Source organism: Sphaerisporangium sp. NBC_01403 (genome assembly GCF_045040145.1).
Taxonomy (GTDB): domain Bacteria; phylum Actinomycetota; class Actinomycetes; order Streptosporangiales; family Streptosporangiaceae; genus Sphaerisporangium; species Sphaerisporangium viridialbum.
This window is the reverse complement of sequence record NZ_CP109534.1, coordinates 6,258,421-6,277,360: the sequence shown is the minus strand read 5'-3', so window position 1 is coordinate 6,277,360 and position 18,940 is coordinate 6,258,421. Positions and strand designations below refer to the sequence as shown.

Annotated in this window: 16 protein-coding genes and 1 riboswitch; of the genes, 10 read left to right on the top strand and 6 right to left on the bottom strand. The window is 73.1% G+C overall.

Features of this window, described 5'->3' with window-relative positions; all coding sequences use genetic code 11:
- Window positions 1-6: 6 nt before the first annotated feature.
- The 6 genes from cobO (at window position 7) to OG589_RS27935 (ending at window position 6,244) form a co-directional block, all read left to right on the top strand.
- Window positions 7-609 (top strand): cob(I)yrinic acid a,c-diamide adenosyltransferase, encoded by a 603-nt coding sequence (gene cobO, locus OG589_RS27960; protein WP_405140758.1) that lies wholly within the window; start codon window positions 7-9, stop codon window positions 607-609.
- Window positions 610-673: 64 nt separating this feature from the next.
- Complete coding sequence (locus tag OG589_RS27955) at window positions 674-2,080, top strand: cobyrinate a,c-diamide synthase (RefSeq protein WP_405140757.1); 1,407 nt, start codon at window positions 674-676, stop codon at window positions 2,078-2,080.
- Window positions 2,077-3,297: a precorrin-6y C5,15-methyltransferase (decarboxylating) subunit CbiE gene (cbiE, locus tag OG589_RS27950; RefSeq protein WP_405140756.1), complete on the top strand. Its 1,221-nt coding sequence runs from the start codon at window positions 2,077-2,079 to the stop codon at window positions 3,295-3,297. Before OG589_RS27955 ends, cbiE begins: the two co-directional genes overlap by 4 nt.
- Window position 3,298: 1 nt before the next feature.
- Window positions 3,299-4,042 carry a precorrin-4 C(11)-methyltransferase gene (gene cobM, locus OG589_RS27945; RefSeq protein ID WP_405140755.1) on the top strand — a complete coding sequence of 248 codons (744 nt, stop codon included), beginning with the start codon at window positions 3,299-3,301 and terminating at the stop codon, window positions 4,040-4,042.
- Between the two features lie 28 nt (window positions 4,043-4,070).
- Window positions 4,071-4,697, top strand: coding sequence for a precorrin-8X methylmutase (locus OG589_RS27940; protein ID WP_405140754.1), 627 nt, complete (start codon window positions 4,071-4,073; stop codon window positions 4,695-4,697).
- The gene (locus OG589_RS27935; RefSeq protein ID WP_405140753.1) at window positions 4,694-6,244 is read left to right on the top strand and encodes a precorrin-2 C(20)-methyltransferase; all 1,551 of its coding nucleotides are present in this window, start codon (window positions 4,694-4,696) and stop codon (window positions 6,242-6,244) included. Before OG589_RS27940 ends, OG589_RS27935 begins: the two co-directional genes overlap by 4 nt.
- 4 nt (window positions 6,245-6,248) lie before the next feature.
- On the opposite strand, the gene OG589_RS27930 is transcribed toward OG589_RS27935, so the two are convergent.
- Window positions 6,249-6,989 carry a cobalt-precorrin-6A reductase gene (locus tag OG589_RS27930; protein WP_405140752.1) on the bottom strand — a complete coding sequence of 247 codons (741 nt, stop codon included), beginning with the start codon at window positions 6,987-6,989 and terminating at the stop codon, window positions 6,249-6,251.
- Window positions 6,990-7,165: 176 nt separating this feature from the next.
- Between OG589_RS27930 and OG589_RS27925 the strand changes: the two genes are divergently transcribed.
- Window positions 7,166-8,254, top strand: a complete 1,089-nt coding sequence (locus OG589_RS27925; protein WP_405140751.1) for a cobalt-precorrin-5B (C(1))-methyltransferase — start codon at window positions 7,166-7,168, stop codon at window positions 8,252-8,254.
- Between the two features lie 24 nt (window positions 8,255-8,278).
- Here OG589_RS27925 and cobG read toward each other — a convergent pair whose 3' ends face one another.
- On the bottom strand, window positions 8,279-9,658 hold the full coding sequence (cobG, locus tag OG589_RS27920; RefSeq protein ID WP_405140750.1) for a precorrin-3B synthase: 1,380 nt from the start codon (window positions 9,656-9,658) through the stop codon (window positions 8,279-8,281).
- Window positions 9,659-9,675: 17 nt separating this feature from the next.
- Window positions 9,676-9,875, top strand: a riboswitch (cobalamin riboswitch).
- 33 nt (window positions 9,876-9,908) lie between these two features.
- Between cobG and cobN the strand changes: the two genes are divergently transcribed.
- Both cobN and OG589_RS27910 read left to right on the top strand, forming a co-directional pair.
- On the top strand, window positions 9,909-13,547 hold the full coding sequence (gene cobN, locus OG589_RS27915; RefSeq protein ID WP_405140749.1) for a cobaltochelatase subunit CobN: 3,639 nt from the start codon (window positions 9,909-9,911) through the stop codon (window positions 13,545-13,547).
- 88 nt (window positions 13,548-13,635) lie between these two features.
- Window positions 13,636-14,247 (top strand): nucleotidyltransferase domain-containing protein, encoded by a 612-nt coding sequence (locus tag OG589_RS27910; protein ID WP_405140748.1) that lies wholly within the window; start codon window positions 13,636-13,638, stop codon window positions 14,245-14,247.
- On the opposite strand, the gene OG589_RS27905 is transcribed toward OG589_RS27910, so the two are convergent.
- Window positions 14,248-15,510, bottom strand: a complete 1,263-nt coding sequence (locus OG589_RS27905; RefSeq protein ID WP_405140747.1) for an MFS transporter — start codon at window positions 15,508-15,510, stop codon at window positions 14,248-14,250.
- An 81-nt stretch (window positions 15,511-15,591) separates the two neighbouring features.
- On the opposite strand from OG589_RS27905, the gene OG589_RS27900 reads away from it, so the two are divergent.
- Window positions 15,592-16,464, top strand: a complete 873-nt coding sequence (locus OG589_RS27900; protein WP_405140746.1) for a LysR family transcriptional regulator — start codon at window positions 15,592-15,594, stop codon at window positions 16,462-16,464.
- 9 nt (window positions 16,465-16,473) lie between these two features.
- Here OG589_RS27900 and OG589_RS27895 read toward each other — a convergent pair whose 3' ends face one another.
- The 3 genes from OG589_RS27895 to OG589_RS27885 all read right to left on the bottom strand — a co-directional run bounded on the left by OG589_RS27895 (window position 16,474) and on the right by OG589_RS27885 (window position 18,907).
- A complete protein-coding gene (locus OG589_RS27895) occupies window positions 16,474-17,385 on the bottom strand; it encodes a transglutaminase-like domain-containing protein (RefSeq protein WP_405140745.1) in 912 nt (303 codons plus the stop codon).
- 123 nt (window positions 17,386-17,508) lie between these two features.
- Window positions 17,509-18,510 (bottom strand): cation diffusion facilitator family transporter, encoded by a 1,002-nt coding sequence (locus tag OG589_RS27890; protein ID WP_405140744.1) that lies wholly within the window; start codon window positions 18,508-18,510, stop codon window positions 17,509-17,511.
- Window positions 18,503-18,907, bottom strand: coding sequence for an ArsR/SmtB family transcription factor (locus OG589_RS27885; RefSeq protein ID WP_405140743.1), 405 nt, complete (start codon window positions 18,905-18,907; stop codon window positions 18,503-18,505). Before OG589_RS27885 ends, OG589_RS27890 begins: the two co-directional genes overlap by 8 nt.
- Between the last annotated feature and the right edge of the window lie 33 nt (window positions 18,908-18,940).

The window sequence follows — 18,940 nt, the reverse complement described above, 5'->3', positions numbered from 1 at the left end:
CTAGACGTGCCTCAGGGGAAGCCGGCGGAGGTGCCGGACGACGGCCTGACCACCCGGCAGCGGCGCACCCGGCCTCTGGTGCTCGTCCACACCGGCCCGGGCAAGGGCAAGTCCACCGCGGCCTTCGGGCTGGCACTGCGGGCATGGAACCAGGGCTGGCCGGTCGGGGTGTTCCAGTTCGTCAAGTCGGCCAAGTGGCGCGTGGGCGAGGAACGGGCCCTCACGGTGCTCGGGGAGTCCGGCGAGGGCGGCACGGTGACCTGGCACAAGATGGGCGAGGGCTGGTCCTGGATCAAGAAGCCGGGAACCGATGAGGACCACGCGGCGGACGCCCGCGAGGGGTGGGAGCAGATCAAGCGCGACCTGGCGGCGGAGAGCTACCGGCTGTACGTGCTGGACGAGTTCACCTATCCCCTCAAGTGGGGGTGGATCGACGTCGAGGACGTGGTCGCCGCCCTGGCCGGGCGTCCGGGCACGCAGCACGTCGTGATCACCGGCAGGGACGCCCACCCGCGCCTGCTGGAGGTCGCGGACCTGGTCACCGAGATGGCCAAGGTCAGGCACCCGATGGACACCGGCCAGAAGGGCCAGAAGGGCATCGAATGGTAACCACCGACCGCACTGCGGGTACGGCGGCGTATGCCCTGGGCACAGCGGTTGGGCTGGGCGAGCGGTGAGTGAGCTCCCGCGCCTCGTCGTCGCCGCTCCCTCCTCGGGGGCGGGCAAGACCACGGTGGCCACCGGCCTCATGGCGGCGCTGACCGCCAAGGGGTTCGCGGTGTCCCCGCACAAGGTCGGGCCCGACTACATCGACCCCGGCTACCACGCGCTCGCTTCCGGCCGTCCCGGACGGAACCTCGACCCCTGGCTGGCCGGGGAGGAACTGATCGTGCCCCTGCTCGCCCATGGCGCCGCCGGGGCGGACATCGCCGTCATCGAGGGCGTGATGGGCCTCTTCGACGGCGCCGCCGGTCCGGGGGTGGGGGCGTCTCGCGGGGGTGACCTCGCTTCCACCGCGCATGTCGCACGCCTGCTGGACGCGCCGGTCGTGCTGGTCATCGACGTCTCCGGCCAGGGGAGGTCGGTCGCCGCGCTGGTCCACGGGTTCATGTCGTACGACACCCGCGTGCGCGTCGGCGGGGTGATCCTCAACCGGGTGGGATCCCCGCGACACGAACGGATCTGCCGCGACGCGCTCGACGAGATGGGGATCGCGGTCTTCGGCGCCATCCCGCGCAGCGAGGTGGCCGTGACGCCGTCCCGCCATCTCGGCCTGATCCCGCCCGCGGAGCGCAGCGCGCAGGCCGTGGACGCGGTGGCCGGGATGGGAGAACTGGTGGCGGCCACCTGCGACCTGGAGGCCCTCGTCCGGCTCGCCCGGAGCGCGTCCCCGCTCGCCGGGCCCGCCTGGAGCGCCCGTCAGGCCGTCGGCGACCCCGTCGGCGCGGACGTCGTGGTGGCGGTGGCCGGGGGCAAGGCGTTCACCTTCGGCTACGCCGAGCAGGCGGAGCTGATCGAGGCGGCCGGCGGCACGGTGGCCGTCTTCGACCCGTTGAGCGAGGAGAGCCTGCCCGCCGGGGCGCGTGCCCTGGTGCTGCCCGGCGGCTTCCCCGAGGTGTACGCGGCGGAGCTGTCGGCCAACGAGCCCCTCCGCCGGCAGGTCGCGGCCTTCGGCGGTCCCATCGTCGCCGAGTGCGCGGGGCTGCTCTACCTCTGCCGGGAGCTGGACGGACGTCCGATGTGCGGGGTCGTCGACGCGACCGCCGCCATGACCGGCAAGCTCACGCTGGGGTACCGGAGCGCCGTGGCCGTACGCGACTCGGTTCTGACCCGCGAGGGCGAGCGGTACCACGGGCACGAGTTCCACCGCACGCGCGTCACCCCGTCCGGAGAGGCCGGGCCGCTGTACCGCTGGCGCGACGGTGGCGCCGACGGGTACGGCGGGCCGAAGCTTGCCGCGTCCTACCTGCACCTTCACTGGGCCGGCAGCCCCGAACTGGCCACGAGACTGGTAAGCGGCGCCGGAAACGCACCCGGACCGGCCGCCGGGCGCGAGCTTTCACAGCATGGTCGGACATGAGCGGGCCGGTGGTCGTCGTCGGCATAGGCGCCGACGGCTGGGACGGGCTGTCCGCCTCCGCGCGGCGGGAGATCGGTGCCGCCGAGGTGCTCATGGGCAGTTCTCGTCAGCTCGCCCTGGTGCCGGACACGGGCGCCGAACGGGTCGAGTGGCCCTCGCCGATGATCCCGGCCCTGCGCGGCCTCCTCGCCGAGCACGCGGGCAGGGCCGTATGCGTGCTGGCCAGCGGCGACCCCATGTTCCACGGCCTCGGAACGACGCTGGTCAGGCTGCTCGGCCCGGAGCGGGTCCGCGTGCTGCCGCATCCGTCGTCGGTCTCGCTGGCCTGCGCCCGGATGGGCTGGCCGGTCGAGGACACGACGGTCGTCAGCATGGTCGGACGTCCGGTGGAGCTGCTGAACCGCGTGCTGCGACCGGGACGCCGGGTGCTGGCGCTGAGCGCGGACGCCGCCACGCCGGGCCTGGTCGCGGCGCTGGCGACCTCAAGGGGTTACGGCGCGAGCGCGATGACCGTGCTCGAACAGCTCGGCGGCCCGAAGGAGCGCCTGGTGAGCGCCGTGGCCGAGCGTTGGGACGCGGTCGTCGACCCGCTGAACATCGTGGCCCTGGAATGCCGCGCCGATCCGGAAACGGCGGACCTGGCCTGCGTACCCGGCCTGCCGGACGACGCGTTCGAGCACGACGGTCAGCTGACCAAGCGCGAGGTCCGCGCGGTGACGCTTTCCCGGCTGGCGCCGGTACCCGGTGAGCTGCTCTGGGACGTGGGCGCGGGAGCGGGCAGCATCGCGATCGAGTGGATGCGTACCGACCCGGCCTGCCGGGCGGTCGCCGTCGAGAGCCGTCCCGAGCGGGCCGCCCGCATCGGGCGCAACGCGGCGGCGCTCGGCGTGCCCGGGCTGCGGGTGGTCACCGGGACGGCCCCGGCGGCTCTGGCGGGCCTCGAACCACCCGACGCGGTGTTCGTCGGCGGCGGGAGCACGGCGCCGGACACCGTCGAGACCTGCTGGAACGCGCTACGCCCGGGCGGGCGGCTGGTGGTCAACGCGGTGACCGTGGAGTCCGAGGCGGTCGTGGCGGCCTGGCACGCCAAGGCCGGCGGCGACCTGCTGCGAATCGCGGTCCACCGGGCCGGCCCGGTGGGCGGCTTCACCGCATGGCGCCCGTCGATGCCGGTGACGGTATGGACGGCGACCCGGCCTGAGACCAGGGAGGCATGACGTGGCGGTGCATTTCATCGGGGCGGGGCCGGGAGCGGCCGATCTCATCACCGTGCGCGGGCGCGACCTGATCGCCGCCTCGCCGGTCTGCCTGTACGCCGGTTCGCTGGTGCCGAAGGAGCTGCTGGACTACGCGCCGGCGGGCGCGCGGCTGGTGGACACCGCGCGGATGACACTGGACGAGATCGTGGCGGAGATGCTCGCCGCGCACGCGGCCGGGCACGACGTGGCGCGGTTGCAGTCGGGCGACCCGTCCATCTTCAGCGCCATGGCCGAGCAGATGCGCCGCCTGGACGCCGCCGGCGTCCCGTACGACGTGACGCCCGGCGTTCCCGCGTTCGCGGCGGCGGCCGCCTCGCTGGGCCGCGAGCTGACCGTGCCGGGAGTGGGCCAGACGGTGGTGCTGACCCGCACGTCCGCCCGCGCCACCGCGATGCCCGACGGCGAGGACCTCGGCACGCTGGGCCTCAGCCGTTCGACGATGGTGCTGCACCTGGCCGTCCAGCGGATCGAGGCGCTGGTCGCGGAGCTGACGCCGAACTACGGCGCCGGCTGCCCGGTCGCCGTGGTGGCACGTGCGAGCCGTGACGACGAGGTCGTCCTGCGGGGCACCCTGGCCGACATCGCCGGACAGGTCCACGAGGCGGGCGTGGTCCGCACCGCCGTGGTCATCGTCGGCGGAGTGCTGACCGCCTCGGAGTTCCCCGACAGCCACCTGTACTCGGCCACCCGCCGGCGCGACTAATGGGCCGGCACCTGTACCTGAGGAGTTCGTGATCGACTACATCCGAGACGGGGCGGAGATCTACCGCCGGTCTTTCGCCACCATCCGGGCGGAGGCCGATCTCGCGGGTCTGCCGGACGACATCGCGAGAGTGGCCGTCCGGATGATCCACGCCTGCGGCATGGTCGACCTGGTCACCGACCTCGCCTGGTCGCCCGGCGTGGTGTCCGCCGCGCGGAAGGCCCTGCGGTCGGGGGCGCCGGTGCTGTGCGACGCGAACATGGTGGCGTCCGGGGTGACCCGCGGCCGCCTTCCCGCGGGGAACGACGTGCTCTGCATGCTGGGTGACCCCCGGGTGCCGGACCTGGCGCGCAGGCTCGGCACCACTCGCAGCGCGGCGGCGCTGGAGCTGTGGCGCGACCGGCTCGACGGCGCCGTGGTGGCCGTCGGCAACGCGCCCACGGCCCTGTTCCGGCTGCTGGAGCTGGTCAGGGAGGGCGCGGGCAGGCCCGCCGCCGTGCTCGGCGTCCCTGTGGGGTTCATCGGCGCCGCCGAGTCCAAGCATGCCCTGGCCGCGTACGGCGACGGCCTCGAACACCTGGTGGTACACGGCCGCCGTGGCGGGAGCGCGCTGGCCGCGGCAGCCGTCAACGCGATCGCGAGCGAGGAAGAATGAGCGACGACATGAGCGACCCGGCCCCTGAGCGGGGCCGGTCCGGACGTTTGCGGGGGGTCGGGCTCGGGCCCGGGGATCCGGAGCTGGTCACGGTGAAGGCCGCGCGGCTCGTACGTGAGGCTGACGTGATCGCCTACCACAGCGCCCGGCACGGGCGGAGCATCGCCCGCACGGTCGCCGGGCCGTACCTGCGCGGCGACCAGATCGAGGAAGCGCTGATCTACCCCGTCACCACCGAGACCACCGACCACCCCGGCGGCTACCGGGGCGCGATCGACGCGTTCTACGCGACCTGCGCCGAACGGCTGGCCGCCCACCTCGACGCCGGACGTGACGTGGTCGTGCTGTGCGAGGGCGACCCGCTCTTCTACGGCTCCTACATGCACCTCCACAAGCGGCTGGCGCACCGCTACCCGACCGAGGTCGTCCCCGGGGTGACCTCGGTGAGCGCCGCGTCGGCCGTGCTGGGCCGCCCGCTGGTCGAGCGTGAGGAGACCCTGACCATTCTCCCGGGCACCCTGCCGCCGGAGGAACTCGCGGAGCGGCTGGCCACCACGGACTCGGCGGCGATCCTCAAGCTCGGCCGCACGTTCACGTCCGTACGCGAGGCACTGGACCGGGCCGGCCGCCTGGAGGAGGCCTGGTACGTCGAGCGGGCGACCACCGACAGGCAGCGCACCGCCCCGCTGGCCGAGGTAGACCCGGACGAGGTGCCGTACTTCTCCCTCGCCATCCTCCCCAGCCGAATGACCACCCGGATCACCACCTCCGAGGTGGGGCGAGCGGTCGAGCCGGAGGCCGGCGTGGGGGAGGTCGTCGTGGTGGGGCTCGGGCCGGCGGGGCGGCCCTGGCTGACACCGGAGGCCCAGGACGCCCTGGCGACCGCCGATGACCTCGTCGGCTACGGCCCGTACCTGAACCGGGTGGCTCAGAACCCGCGCCAGCGCAGGCACCCGACGGACAACCGCGTCGAGGCGGAGCGGGCCGCGCACGCGCTGGAGCTGGCGAAGGCGGGCTCCCGCGTCGCGGTGGTGTCCTCGGGCGACCCCGGAGTGTTCGCGATGGCCAGCGCCGTGCTGGAGGTGGCGTGCGAGCCGAGGTTCGCCGGGGTGCCGGTGCGCGTGGTGCCGGGGCTGACGGCCGCACACGCCGTCGCCGCGCGGGCCGGCGCGCCGCTCGGGCACGACTACTGCGTGCTCTCCCTGTCCGACCAGCTCAAGCCGTGGGACGTCATCGCCGCGCGCATCACCGCCGCCGCCCGTGCCGATCTGGTGCTGGCGATCTACAACCCGGCGTCGCGGACCCGTACGTGGCAGGTGGCCACGGCGCGGGACCTCCTGCTGGAGCACCGCGCCCCGGACACGCCCGTGGTCATCGGACGGGACGTCGGCGGCCCCGAGGAGAGCCTGCGCGTCACCACCCTGGCCAAGCTGGACCCGGCCGACGTCGACATGCGCTGCCTGCTGGTCATCGGCTCCTCGACCACCCGCACGGAGGACCGGAACGGCCACCCCGTCGTCTTCACCCCACGCCGCTACCCGGCCTGACGGCTCATGCGAGGTGCTGGAGCCAGGTGAGGGCCTCTTCCGTGGTCCGCACCGTGGGGGCCTCCGGTAGCGGCGGGCGGCGGACCACGACGACGGGGAGGCCGAGCTCACGTGCGGCGGCGAGCTTGGCCATGGTCATCGTTCCGCCGCTGTCCTTGGTGACCAGCACGTCGACGCGGTGGTGGCGCATCAGCGCGCGCTCGCCGTCCAGCGTGTACGGACCCCGGTCACGCAGGAGGTGGGAACGGCGTGGAAGCGGCGGATCGGGTGGGTCGACCGTACGGATCAGGAACCACAGGTCGTCAAGGCCGGCGAAGGCGGACAGCCCCTGACGCCCGGAGGTGAGGAAGACCCGCCGTCCGAGCCCCGGCAGTGACGCTGCGGCTTCCGGCAGGGATGACGTCCAGTGCCAGTCGTCTCCGGCTTCCTGCCGCCATCCGGGCCGCCGCAGGATGAGCAGGGGTACCCCCGCCGCGGCGGTGGCGCGTACGGCGGAGGCGGTGATCCGCTCGGCGAACGGGTGAGTGGCGTCGACCACGGCCTGGATGCCCTGCTCGCGCAGCCAGTCCGCCAGGCGTTCCGGCCCGCCGAACCCCCCGACGCGCACCTCTCCCTCGGGAAGGCGGGGATCGGTCACCCGGCCCGCGAGCGAGGAGATCACGCGGACCTCGGGACGGCCGGCGAGCGCCGCCGCCAGCGCCCGCGCCTCCCCGGTCCCCCCGAGAACGAGGACGCCTGCCTTCACCAGCCGCTCCTGCCGTGTACCAAGAAGTGTGCCCTCATCGAGGGATCCTTCCGGATATTAGGACGTCCACCCTCATGGGCGCCCCGCCGGATACCGGGATGCCGTGCGGCCTGGGTGGATGCCAGCACGCCTGACCTCGTCGGGTTGTCCGGTTTCGCGTGGTACATCCTTGACGCATGAGCACTGCCCTGCGACATGGCTGGACCACCGGTGCGTGTGCCACGGCGGCCACCACGGCCGCGTACACGGCGTTGCTCACCGGGGCGTTCCCCGACCCCGTGGAGATCCTGCTGCCACGGGGGCAGCGCCCGGCGTTCGCGCTCGCCACCGAGGAGCTCACCGGCCCCCTGACCGGCTCGGCCATGGCCCGGGCCGGAGTGGTCAAGGACGCGGGGGACGATCCGGACGTCACCCACGGTGCGCTGATCTTCTCGACCGTACGGCACGGCGCGCCGGGGACCGGTGTCGCATTCCGCGCGGGGCCCGGGGTGGGCACGGTCACCAAGCCCGGGCTGCCACTGGAGGTGGGGGAGCCGGCGATCAACCCGGTGCCCCGGCAGATGATGCGCGAGCACGTCGAACGGGTCGCCGCCAGGTGCGGCGGTAGCGGCGACGTCGTCGTGGAGCTCTCGGTGGAGCACGGCGAGGAGCTGGCCCGGCGCACGTGGAATCCCCGCCTGGGCATCCTCGGCGGCCTGTCCATCCTCGGCACCACCGGGGTCGTGGTCCCCTACTCGTGCTCGGCCTGGATCGACAGCATCAGGCGCGGCATCGACGTCGCCCGCGCCGCCGGGCACACGCACGTCGCCGCGTGCACGGGCAGCACGTCGGAGCGGGTCGCCGCCGGGCTGTACGGGCTTCCGGACGACGCGCTACTGGACATGGGCGACTTCGCCGGGGCCGTGCTGAAGTACCTGCGCAGGCATCCGGTCCCTCGGCTGACGGTCGCCGGGGGCATCGGCAAGCTGTCCAAGCTCGCCGACGGCCATCTCGACCTGCACTCGGGCCGCTCGCAGGTCAGCACCGAGGCGCTCGCCACGCTGGTCCGGGAGGCGGGCGGCAGCGTCGACCTGGCTGATCGGGTGCTGCACGCGAACACCGCGTTACAGGCGCTGCAACTCTGTCAGCAGGAGAACCTGCCCCTCGGGGACCTGGTGGCCGAGCGGGCCAGGGTGGCGTCGGCCGGAGTGCTGCGTGGAGCTCCCGTACAGGTGGACGTCGTGGTCATCGACCGCGCGGGCACCATCGTCGGCCGCGCCGGCTGACACTCCCTGACGGGCGAACCCTGTTCAGCCGGTCCTCCTGGCCGTGGCGACCGCGGCGGCCGTCTCCTCGATGTCCTGGTAGTGCAGGCTCCGGCCGTCCGCGTCGACGCGGTATCCGTTGCCGGTGCCCACCACGAGTACGGCCCGTCCGGTGGGCCGTCCGCACCGGCGCTCGCACCCGGCCCAGTGCACGGGCAGTACGCCGGCCGTCTGGGCGCCGATCAGGGGAAGGCCGGCGCGGGCCGTCGAGCTTGCGGCGTCAGCCTGGACATCGGACAGTGACTTCGCGCAGCCGGGTCGTCCGGTGCAGGCGGTGACCCCGGTCCACGCGGAGGCGGGATCGGTCACCAGCCCGGTGGCCGCCAGCCTGCACAGCCAGGAATCCGCGTCCGCTCCGCTGATGCCGGGCACGATGGCGCCACGCCACGGGGTCAGCCGGATCTCGCCATCTCCCGCCTCCGCCGCCGTCGCGAGCGCGTACGCCTGGGCGGTCGTCAACCGGCCGAGCGGCGGCATGACGACCAGCGTTGCCCGCCTTCCGGGCCGGGACACCAGGCCAAGCGGCGGCGGTGCCGACATATCCGACAAGTCCGGCACGGGGGTGCGGTGGCCGGGTGGTGTGACGCCGGCGAAGTCGCCGAGGCGGGTGGCGATGGTGGCGGGGCCGTCGTCGAGTTCGGCCATGCGCCAGGCCGTCGAGTTCTGGGCGGTACGTTCGGCGAGGAAGGCCTCGGCCGCCGCCATCATGGCGGGTACCGCTCGCGTCAGGGCGATGCGTAGTCCCCGGTCCTCACCAGCCAGGAGCAGCGCCCCCTCGACCTCCTCGCCACCGGCCGGCGCGGGGATCGGGACGAAGGCGACGTCGGCCCCGAGGGCGGTCATGTCGCCTCTGCCGTCGTCGAGGGCGAACAGGAACCGGCCGGGCAGTCCCGCGAGGGCGGGGCGGGCGCAGAGGGCGTGGTCCAGCTCGCGTACGAGCGGCGCCACCTCGATCAGGCCGCGACCGTCGAGCCCGGCCATCGGGGAGGCCAGGATGTTGCGCACCCGCTCGTGGGTGGCGGAGGGCAATAGGCCGGCGGCGGCCATGCCGGAGGCGAACGCGGCCTCTCCCTCGGCGTCCAGCCCCCGTACCTGCACGTTGGCGCGGGACGTCAGCTCGATCACCCCGGAGCCCAGGGCAGTGGCCGCGGCGCCGAGCTCGCGCAGCTGGGCGGCGGTCAGGATGCCCCCCGGCACCCGGATACGGGCGACGGCGCCGTCCGCGGCCGGATGCGTCTGCAACGCACCGGGACAGGCGTCCGGCCGCGACCTGCCGGGAGATCCGTGGAGGTCGTTGCCTGACGTGCTGGGGGATCCCTGGGCGTTGGCGCGCGATGAAAGACCCGGAAGGTCGGCAACTGCCACGTTCAGGATGTTAACCCTACTTGTCGCAATAAGTCGGACTCCGTGATCTGATAGGGGAGCGACGGCACAAGGAGGAAGCCGGTGTGAATCCGGCGCGGTCCCGCCACTGTCACCGGGGAGCGAACCCCACCAGAAGGCCACGGCCCGGCAACGGGCGGGAAGGCCGGGGTGAGCGTCGATCCGGAAGCCAGGAGACTCCAGGCCGTGTGGACCGACGACCCGGGGCGCGGACCCCGAGTGAGGATGTGCCGTGCGCCATCTCCCCGTACTTCTGCTGTCGACCTCCGACACCGACCTGCTGAGCGCGCGCGCGAGTGGCGCCCCGTACCGGCTGGGCAACCCGGCCCGGCTCGCCGTCGAGGACCTCTCCCCGCTGCTCGACGGCGTGGAGCTGGTCGTCGTCCGGCTGCTCGGCGGGCGCCGGGTGTGGGAGGAGGGGCTGGACCTCCTGCTGGCCGGGCCCCGCCCCGTCATCGTCCTCGGGGGCGAGCAGGCTCCCGACGCCGAGCTGATGGAGCTGTCCACCGTCCCCGGAGGGGTGTGCGCGGAGGCGCACGCGTACCTCGCGCACGGCGGCCCCGCCAACCTGGCCGAGCTGCACAGGTTCGTGTCCGACACCGTGCTGCTCACCGGGCACGGCTTCGCCGCCCCGGAGGCCACGCCCGCCTGGGGCATCCTGGACCGCGAGAGCGCCGAGGCATCAGAGGAAAGCGCTGGGCGGCCGGTCGTGGGGGTGCTGTACTACCGGGCGCATCACGTCGCGGGGAACACCGGGTTCGTCGAGGCGCTGTGCGCCGCGATCGAGAATGCCGGGGGACGGGCGCTGCCCGTCTACTGCGCGTCGCTGCGCACCGCCGAGCCCGCCCTGATGGAAGTGCTCGGCGAAGTGGACGCGCTGGTCGTCACCGTGCTCGCGGCGGGCGGCACCCGTCCCGCCACCGCCTCGGCGGGCGGTGACGACGAGGCCTGGGACGTGGGCGCGCTCGCCCGGCTCGACGTTCCCATCCTCCAGGGCCTGTGCCTGACGGGAGACCGGGAGACCTGGGCGGCGAGCGACGACGGGTTGTCCCCCCTGGACGCCGCTTCCCAGGTGGCCATCCCGGAGTTCGACGGGCGGATCATCACCGTGCCGTTCTCCTTCAAGGAGGTCGACGAGGAGGGGCTGACCGTCTACGTGGCGGACCCCGAGCGCGCGGCCCGGGTCGCCGGCATCGCCGTACGGCACGCCACCCTGCGGCACGTGCCCCCGGGGGACAGGCGGATCGCGGTGATGCTGTCGGCCTACCCGACCAAGCACGCGCGCATCGGCAACGCGGTGGGCCTGGACACGCCCGTCAGCGTGGTCCGCCTGCTGGCCGCCATGCGCGCGAGCGGGTACGACATCGGGCCCGAGGGCGAGGGCGGCCTGCCGGGCGTGGACGCCCAGGACGGTGACGCGCTCATCCACGCGCTCATCGCCGCGGGCGGTCAGGACCAGGACTGGCTCACCGAGGAGCAGCTCTCCGGCAACCCGGTACGCATCTCCGCCGCCCGTTACCGGGCCTGGTACGCCACGCTCCCCGATGACCTCCGCGCGGGGATGGAGCGGCACTGGGGGCCGCCGCCCGGCGAGCTGTTCGTCGACCGGTCGCGCGACCCCGAGGGGGAGATCGTGCTGGCGGCCCTGCGCGCCGGGAACATCGTGGTGATGGTGCAGCCGCCGCGCGGGTTCGGCGAGAACCCCATCGCGATCTACCATGACCCCGACCTGCCGCCGAGTCACCACTACCTGGCCGCCTACCGCTGGCTCCAGGACGGGTTCGGGGCGCACGCCGTGGTGCACGTCGGCAAGCACGGCAACCTGGAGTGGCTGCCCGGCAAGTCCGCCGGGATGTCCGCCTCCTGCGGCCCGGACGCCGCGCTCGGCGACCTGCCGCTGATCTACCCGTTCCTGGTGAACGACCCCGGCGAGGGCACCCAGGCCAAGCGCCGCGCCCACGCCACCCTGGTCGACCACCTGGTGCCGCCCATGGCCCGCGCCGACACCTACGGCGACATGGCGCGGCTGGAGCAGCTCCTCGACGAGCACGCCTCCATCGCGGCCATGGACCCCGCCAAGCTGCCCGCGATCCGCGCCCAGATCTGGACCCTCATCCAGGCCGCGAGGCTCGACCACGATCTCGGGCTGGACGACAGGCCGCACGACGCGGAGTTCGACGACTTCCTGCTGCACGTCGACGGCTGGCTGTGCGAGGTCAAGGACGTGCAGATCCGCGACGGCCTGCACGTGCTCGGCCAGGCGCCCGTGGGACAGGCCAGAAGCGACCTGGTGCTGGCGATGCTGCGCGCCCGGCAGATGTGGGCGGGGGCCGAGGCGCTGCCCGGCCTTCGCGAGGCGCTCGGCCTGGCGGAGGACGGCACCGCCGGGCGGGCCGGCACCGACGAGGCCGAGACGGTCGCGGCGGCGCTCGTCCACGGCATGGAGGAGCGCGACTGGGACCCCGGCGCGGTGGAGGAGGTCTGCGCGGCCGTGCTCGGCGCGGCCGTACCGCCGCAGGTCGGGCGGATCCTGGACTTCGCGGCCACCGAGATCGTCCCCCGGCTGGCCAGGACCACCGACGAGATCGGCGCGGTGCTGCACGCCCTCGACGGCGGGTACGTGCCGGCGGGGCCGAGCGGGTCGCCGCTGCGCGGGCTGGTCAACGTGCTGCCGACCGGGCGCAACTTCTACTCCGTGGACCCCAAGGCCGTGCCGAGCCGCCTGGCCTGGGAGACCGGGCAGGCGATGGCCGAGTCCCTGCTCGCCCGCTACCGCGCCGACACCGGCGACTGGCCGCGCTCGGTGGGCCTGTCGATCTGGGGGACCAGCGCCATGCGCACCTCGGGCGACGACGTGGCCGAGGTGCTCGCGCTCCTCGGCGTGCGGCCGGTGTGGGATGAGGCGTCCCGCCGGGTCACCGGCCTCGCGCCGATCCCCCACGAGGAGCTGGGCCGGCCCCGCGTGGACGTCACCGTCCGGATCAGCGGCTTCTTCCGCGACGCGTTCCCCCACGTGGTCGTGATGCTGGACGACGCGGTGCGGCTGGTCGCCGGGCTGGAGGAGCCGGAGGAGGCCAACTTCGTACGGGCGCACGTGGTGGCCGACCGCGCGGCCCACGGCGACGAGCGGCGGGCCACCACCCGCGTCTTCGGCTCCCGCCCCGGCGCGTACGGCGCGGGGCTGCTGCCGCTGATCGACAGCAGGAACTGGCGCGACGACGCCGACCTCGCCGAGGTGTACGCGGTGTGGGGCGGCTTCGCCTACGGCAGGGACATGGACGGCACGCCCGCGCGGGAGGACATGGAGGCCGCCTACCGGCGCATCGCCGTGGCCGCCAAGAACGTCGACACCCGCGAGCACGACATCGCCGACTCCGACGACTACTTCCAGTACCACGGCGGCATGATCGCCACCGTGCGCGCCCTGACCGGCAGGGCGCCCGCCGCCTACATCGGCGACAGCACCCGCCCGGACGCGGTCCGCACCCGCACCCTCTCGGAGGAGACGGCGCGCGTCTTCCGCGCCCGGGTGGTGAACCCCCGCTGGGTGTCGGCGATGCGGCGCCACGGATACAAGGGGGCGTTCGAGCTGGCGGCGACGGTCGACTACCTGTTCGGCTACGACGCGACCACCGGCGTGGTCGCCGACTGGATGTACGACAAGCTCGCCGCCACCTACGTCCTGGACCCGGAGAACCAGAGCTTCCTCGCCGAGTCCAACCCATGGGCCCTGCACGGCATGGCGGAGCGCCTGCTGGAGGCGGCGGGGCGGGGAATGTGGGAGCACCCGGACCCCGAGATCCTGCGCGACCTGCAGGAGGTCTACCTCAAGGTCGAGGGCGACATCGAGGGCGGCGCCGAGGATCTGTGAGGTGCCGAACGGCCGTCAATGGCACAGGATGCCAGCTGATTCTGAAAGATCCCGACAAGGATGGTGATCACGCGCGAAGATGGCGGGCATGATCCGCCGGGAGACGCCGTGGGGAACCTGGGATCCCGCGCCGCTTTCAGATGTCGCCGCGCTCTTCTCGATCCTGCCGGAACCCTGGTGGGTCGCGGGCGGTTACGCCATCGAGCTGGCGCTGGGCCGTTCGTTCCGTGAGCACGCGGACATCGACGTCCTGCTGCTCCGCCGTGATCAGCTCGCCGCGCAGCGGGCGCTGCGGCGCTGGGAGTGGTGGGCTGCCGATCCGCCTGGGGTGCTGCGCCTGTGGGCGCCCGGCGAGTTCCTGCCGGAGACGGTCCGCGACATCTGGTGCCGCCCCGGGCCCGCCGAGCCGTGGCGCATCCAGGTGATGCTCGACGAGTCCGACGGCGACGAGTGGGTCTCGCGGCGCGACGCCCGGGTGCGGTGCCCCGTCGACCGGCTGGGCCTGGTCTCGCCGGACGGCATTCCGTACCTGGCGCCCGAGGTCCAGCTCTTCTACAAGGCCAAGCGGCCCAGGGCCAAGGACGAGCAGGACTTCACCGAGACCCTGCGCGTGCTGGACGAGCACCAGCGCCGCTGGCTGGCACGTGCCATCGCGGAGGTGTACGGCGAGCATCCGTGGACCGTCCGTCTCGGCGGCTGATCACCGGGCCGGGCCGCGCCGGGCGGCGGGGTCGAAGCGGCGGGCCAGGAGCACGAGCACCCCGGCCCCCGCGGTGAGCGCCGATGACACGGCGATCACGTCGAGCCAGCCGCCGGCCTGCCACCGGTGGGTCGCGATCGCCCCGAACACCGAGCTGCCGAGGTAGTAGGCCAGCAGGTAGAGCCCGGAGGCCTGCCCGACGCCGACGCCGACCCGGTGGGCCCTGCCCGCGACCCACCCGCTCGCCAGCGAGTGGGTGCCGAGGAACGCGAAGGTCAGCACGCCGAGCCCGGCGACGACCACGGCGAGCTGGGCCGGGATGGTCAGCAGCACCCCGGCGAGCAGGAGACCGACGCCGATGAGGGCGGCGGGGCCGCGTCCGAGCCTGGCCGCGACCCGTCCCGCGGCGTGCGGCGCGAACAGGCCCACGGGGTAGGCCAGGAACACCAGCACCGCCGCGCTGCCCAGCAGGTACGGCGCGGCCTCCAGCCGGAACGCCATCGCGTTGTACAGGCCGACGAACGCGCCCATGATCGCCGCACCCACCAGGCACAGCATGACGAGGGCGGGATCCCGCAGGGTCAGCCAGGTGTTGCGCAGGATGCTCGCCGGCCGGGGGCTGGACCGCACGAAGCGCCGGGACGGCGGCACCAGGGCCCAGAGCCCGGCGGTGGACGCCACGGTCAGCAGCCCGACGGCGAGCGCGGCGCCCTGCCACCCCCACAGGGCGTTGACCGGCCCGGGGAGCAGCCGTCCCGCGGCACCGCCCACCGCCGTGCCCGTGATGTACGCGGCGTTGGCGCGCAGGTGCGCCCCGCTGTGGATCTCCTCGCCCAGGTAGGCCATCGCCACGGCGGGCAGCCCGGCCAGCGCGACGCCTTCGAGGCCCCTGATGACCAGGAGGCTGTGCCAGGTGGGCGCGAAGGCGGCGGCGATGCCGAGCACGGCCGAACCGGCGAGGGAGATCCGCATGATGGCCACGCGCCCGACGACGTCCGAGATGGGCCCGACGAACAGCAGCGTGCCCGCCATGGTGATCGTGGTCAGCGACAGCACCGCCGCCGACGACGACGCCGACACCTGGAAGTTCCTGGCGACGCTCGGGAGCAGCGGCTGGACGTAGTACAGCGCCATGAAGTTCGCGAACCCGCCCAGCATCAGCCCGTACATGATCCGCCGGTAGGCGCGGTCGCCCGGCCGGTACCCGTCGTGGGCGGCGGGGCGCGCGAGGGGTCGGGGCAGGGCGGGGAGGGTCGTCGTCACCCGGCCGATGCTGCTCCTGCCGCGCTGATGCTCAAAATGCAGATTTTGACACTGCTGATGCGTGAGCGGCATCATCGCTGGATGGACCTGCAAACGCTGCGCTGGTTCCTGTCGCTGTGTGACACAGAGAACATGCGTGACACCGCCGCCGTCGAGAGGGTCAACCAGTCGACGCTGTCACGGTCGCTGGCCCGGCTGGAGGCCGATCTCGGGGTGGAGCTGTTCCACCGGCACGGGCGCAGGCTGGCCGTCAACCGGTTCGGCGCGCTGTTCCGCGACCATGCCCGCCGGGCGGTCGCCGACCTTGAGACGGCACGCCGGCGCATCGGCGCCCTGGCCAACCCCGACACCGGCCTGATCCGGCTCGGCTTCCTGCACTCGGTGGGCCGCTGGCTCGTCCCCGAGCTCCTGCGCGACTACCGCGCCGTCACCCCGGGCATCCGGTTCGAGCTCCACCAGGGCTTCACGCGCGAGCTGTTCGCCTGGCTGCGCAACGGGGACATCGACGCGGCACTGGTCACCCCGCCCCGTGACGGCACCGACGCGCGCTGGCACCGGCTGCGCGACCAGCAGCTCTGCGTCGCCCTGGCCGCCGACCACCCGCTCGCGGGCGTGCCGGGGCTCACGCTCCGGGACGTGCGCGGCGAGCCGTTCATCGCCTTCGCCCAGACCACGGACATGCGCCGGGTGATCGACCGGCTGTGCCAGGACGCCGGGTTCGAGCCGGTGATCGCGTTCGAGAGCGAGGAGGTCGCCACGGTGCGGGGGCTCATCGGCGCCGGGCTCGGCGTCGGCATCCTGCCGCGCCCGGACGTGCTCGAACACGACGACCCCGTGTACCGCCCGCTCACCCCTGAGCAGCGGCGGCCGATCGGCCTGGCCTGGCACCCGAGCCCGGCGCCCACGGCGGCGACCGCGGGGTTCATCGAGCACCTGCGCGGGACGCCCGCGTGAAGGAAGAGGTCAGGAACGCAGGGAGACGGTCCTGGTGCCCGCGTAGGTGGTGTGGGAGATGACGGCGGACGGCGTGCGCAGGCCGGGGTTGGCGAGGAACAGGTTCCGCAGCCGGGGGAACGGGCCGCCGTCGCTCTCGGCCTCGGCGACCGTGTCCAGCAGCTTCATCTCGGCGTCGTGCAGGTCCTTGTGGAACCTCTCGGCGAGGTCCCAGCCGTCCCACGGCAGCACCTCGACCTTGTTCAGGGCGGCCAGGTCGCGCACGACGTTGCTCTGGACGAAGTCCATGCCGGACAGGTTGATGTACGACACCCCGAACTTCTCCGGGTCGGAGCGCCCGGCCCGGCAGGCCCGCCAGGCCTCGCCCGCCACGAGGAACTCGTCCCTGGGCACGTCCATCGGGTCGAACGAGATCTTGAACGCCTCCATCAGCTCCGGAGCGGGGAGCTGGGAGTCGACCAGGGTCCACCCGCGCCCGGGGCTCCAGTACTCGGCGACCCAGTGGTCCTCGTGGAGCCCGGCGGTGAAGTAGGAGGCGAAGCCGCACCGGATGCGGGCGGGCGTGCCCGTGCTCCGCAGCAGCGAGCACAGCAGGAGCGCGAAGTCGCGGCAGGTTCCGGCGAACCGTTTCTCGGGCGGGCGGGCCACCGTCAGCGGTTCGCCGTCCCGCTCGGTGATGATGCTCAGGATGGCGGAGACGTAACGGGTCTCCGCCTCGTTCTTGCGGTTCTCCGGGAGCGTGAAGCCGAAGAACGGCGTCTCCTCCCGGTGGATGAGGAGGTTCCGGACGATCAGCGCCAGCTCGGACGGGTCGCTGGGAACGCCTTCCAGCCTGCCGAGGTCCCCGGGGTCGCTGAACACGCTGTGGGCGAGATAGAAGGCCTGCTCTTCGGCTTCGAGAGTGTGACGTGCGTCGGTCATTGTGCCTTCCCTCGCTGTAGACCGGAACCGCGCGGCCTTAGCTTGACGGGAATGAACGGCAAATGTCCACAATATCGTTTGTAAATTCGGCGCAACCAGAACATGGTCACTCCGGGACCCGGATCAGTGCCGCTTCGGATGGATCGGGGCGGGTGAGTCGCGCCGGTGCGTGGGGCCGTGCGGATCGGCGCAGTGCGCGTCGGCCCGGCCGATGGCGAGGAGCTCGTGCGACGCGTGGTCGACCTGCAGGGTGGTGTGCCCGATGCCGTACTCGTCGTGCACCAGGCGCTCGGCGGCCACCCGTACGGCATGGCAGTTCGCGCCCGGCATCACCAGGATGTGCGCGGACAGGGCCGCGTACCCGGAGGTCACCTCCCAGATGTGCAGGTCGTGCACCTCCACGACGTGGTCGAGCGCGGCCGTCCTCCTGCCGATCTCGGCGGGGTTCATTCCGGCGGGCGCGGCCTCCATGAAGACCCTGCCCGAGTCGCGGACCAGCCCCCACCCGGCCTTGAGCATCAGCGCGGCCACCACCAGGGCGGCGATCGCGTCGGCCCGGCTCCAGCCGGTGAGCCAGATGACCAGACCGGCGATCGTCGTGGCCACGAAGGCGTACAGGTCGTTGAGTATGTGCTGGAAGGCGCCCTCGACGTTGAGGCTCGACCGGTTCGCCCTGCTGAGCATCCAGGTGGCGGCGATGTTGACGGCGATGCCGGCCAGTCCGGTGGCGACGACGTACACTCCCTCGACCGAGGGGGGCGTGATCAGGCGCCCGATCCCCTCGTACACGAAGTAGGCGCTCAGCAGGAGCAGCGTGATGCCGTTGATCTGTGCGGAGATGATCTCGGCGCGTTTGAGCCCGTAGGTGAAGCCGCCCTGTGGCGGGCGCTGGGCGATGCGCATCGCGACCAGCGCGAACACGATGGCGATGGCGTCGGTCAGCATGTGGCCGGCGTCGGAGATCAGCGCCAGCGACTGGGCGATGAAGCCGATGACCACCTCGACGGCCATGAAGCCCACGATGAGCGCGAGCGCGCCGGTCAGGTAGCGCCGGTCGGCCTCCGGGCTCACGCCGTGCCCGTGCCCGTGTCCGTGGCCGTGCCCCGTGCCGTGTGCGTCACCCATCGCCCGGCTCCCCTTCGGTGTGTCTGGCGTGGGTGATGGCGAGGTCGAAGAGCATGCGCACGTGGGAGTCGGCGAGTTGGTAGTAGGCCATCCGCCCGGACCGGCGCACCTTGACGACCCGGCGCATCCGGAGCAGCCTCAGCGCGTGGGAGGCGCCCGACATGCTCTGGCCGGTCGCGGCGGCGAGGTCGCACACGCACATCTCTCCGCCCTCCAGCAGGGCGGCCATCATCCGCAGCCTGCCCGGGTCCGCGAGCAGGCCGAACACCTGGGCGAGATCCTGCACGGTCTCCTCGGAGGGGAGTGTCCGGCGGACCGACCCCACGCGCTCGGCGTCCACCACCGGGACGGAGCACGCGTCGGGGTCCAACGTTGCGACGCTTGAACGATCCTTCATATATCGAAGTGTAGGAAACCGGCACCCGGCTGT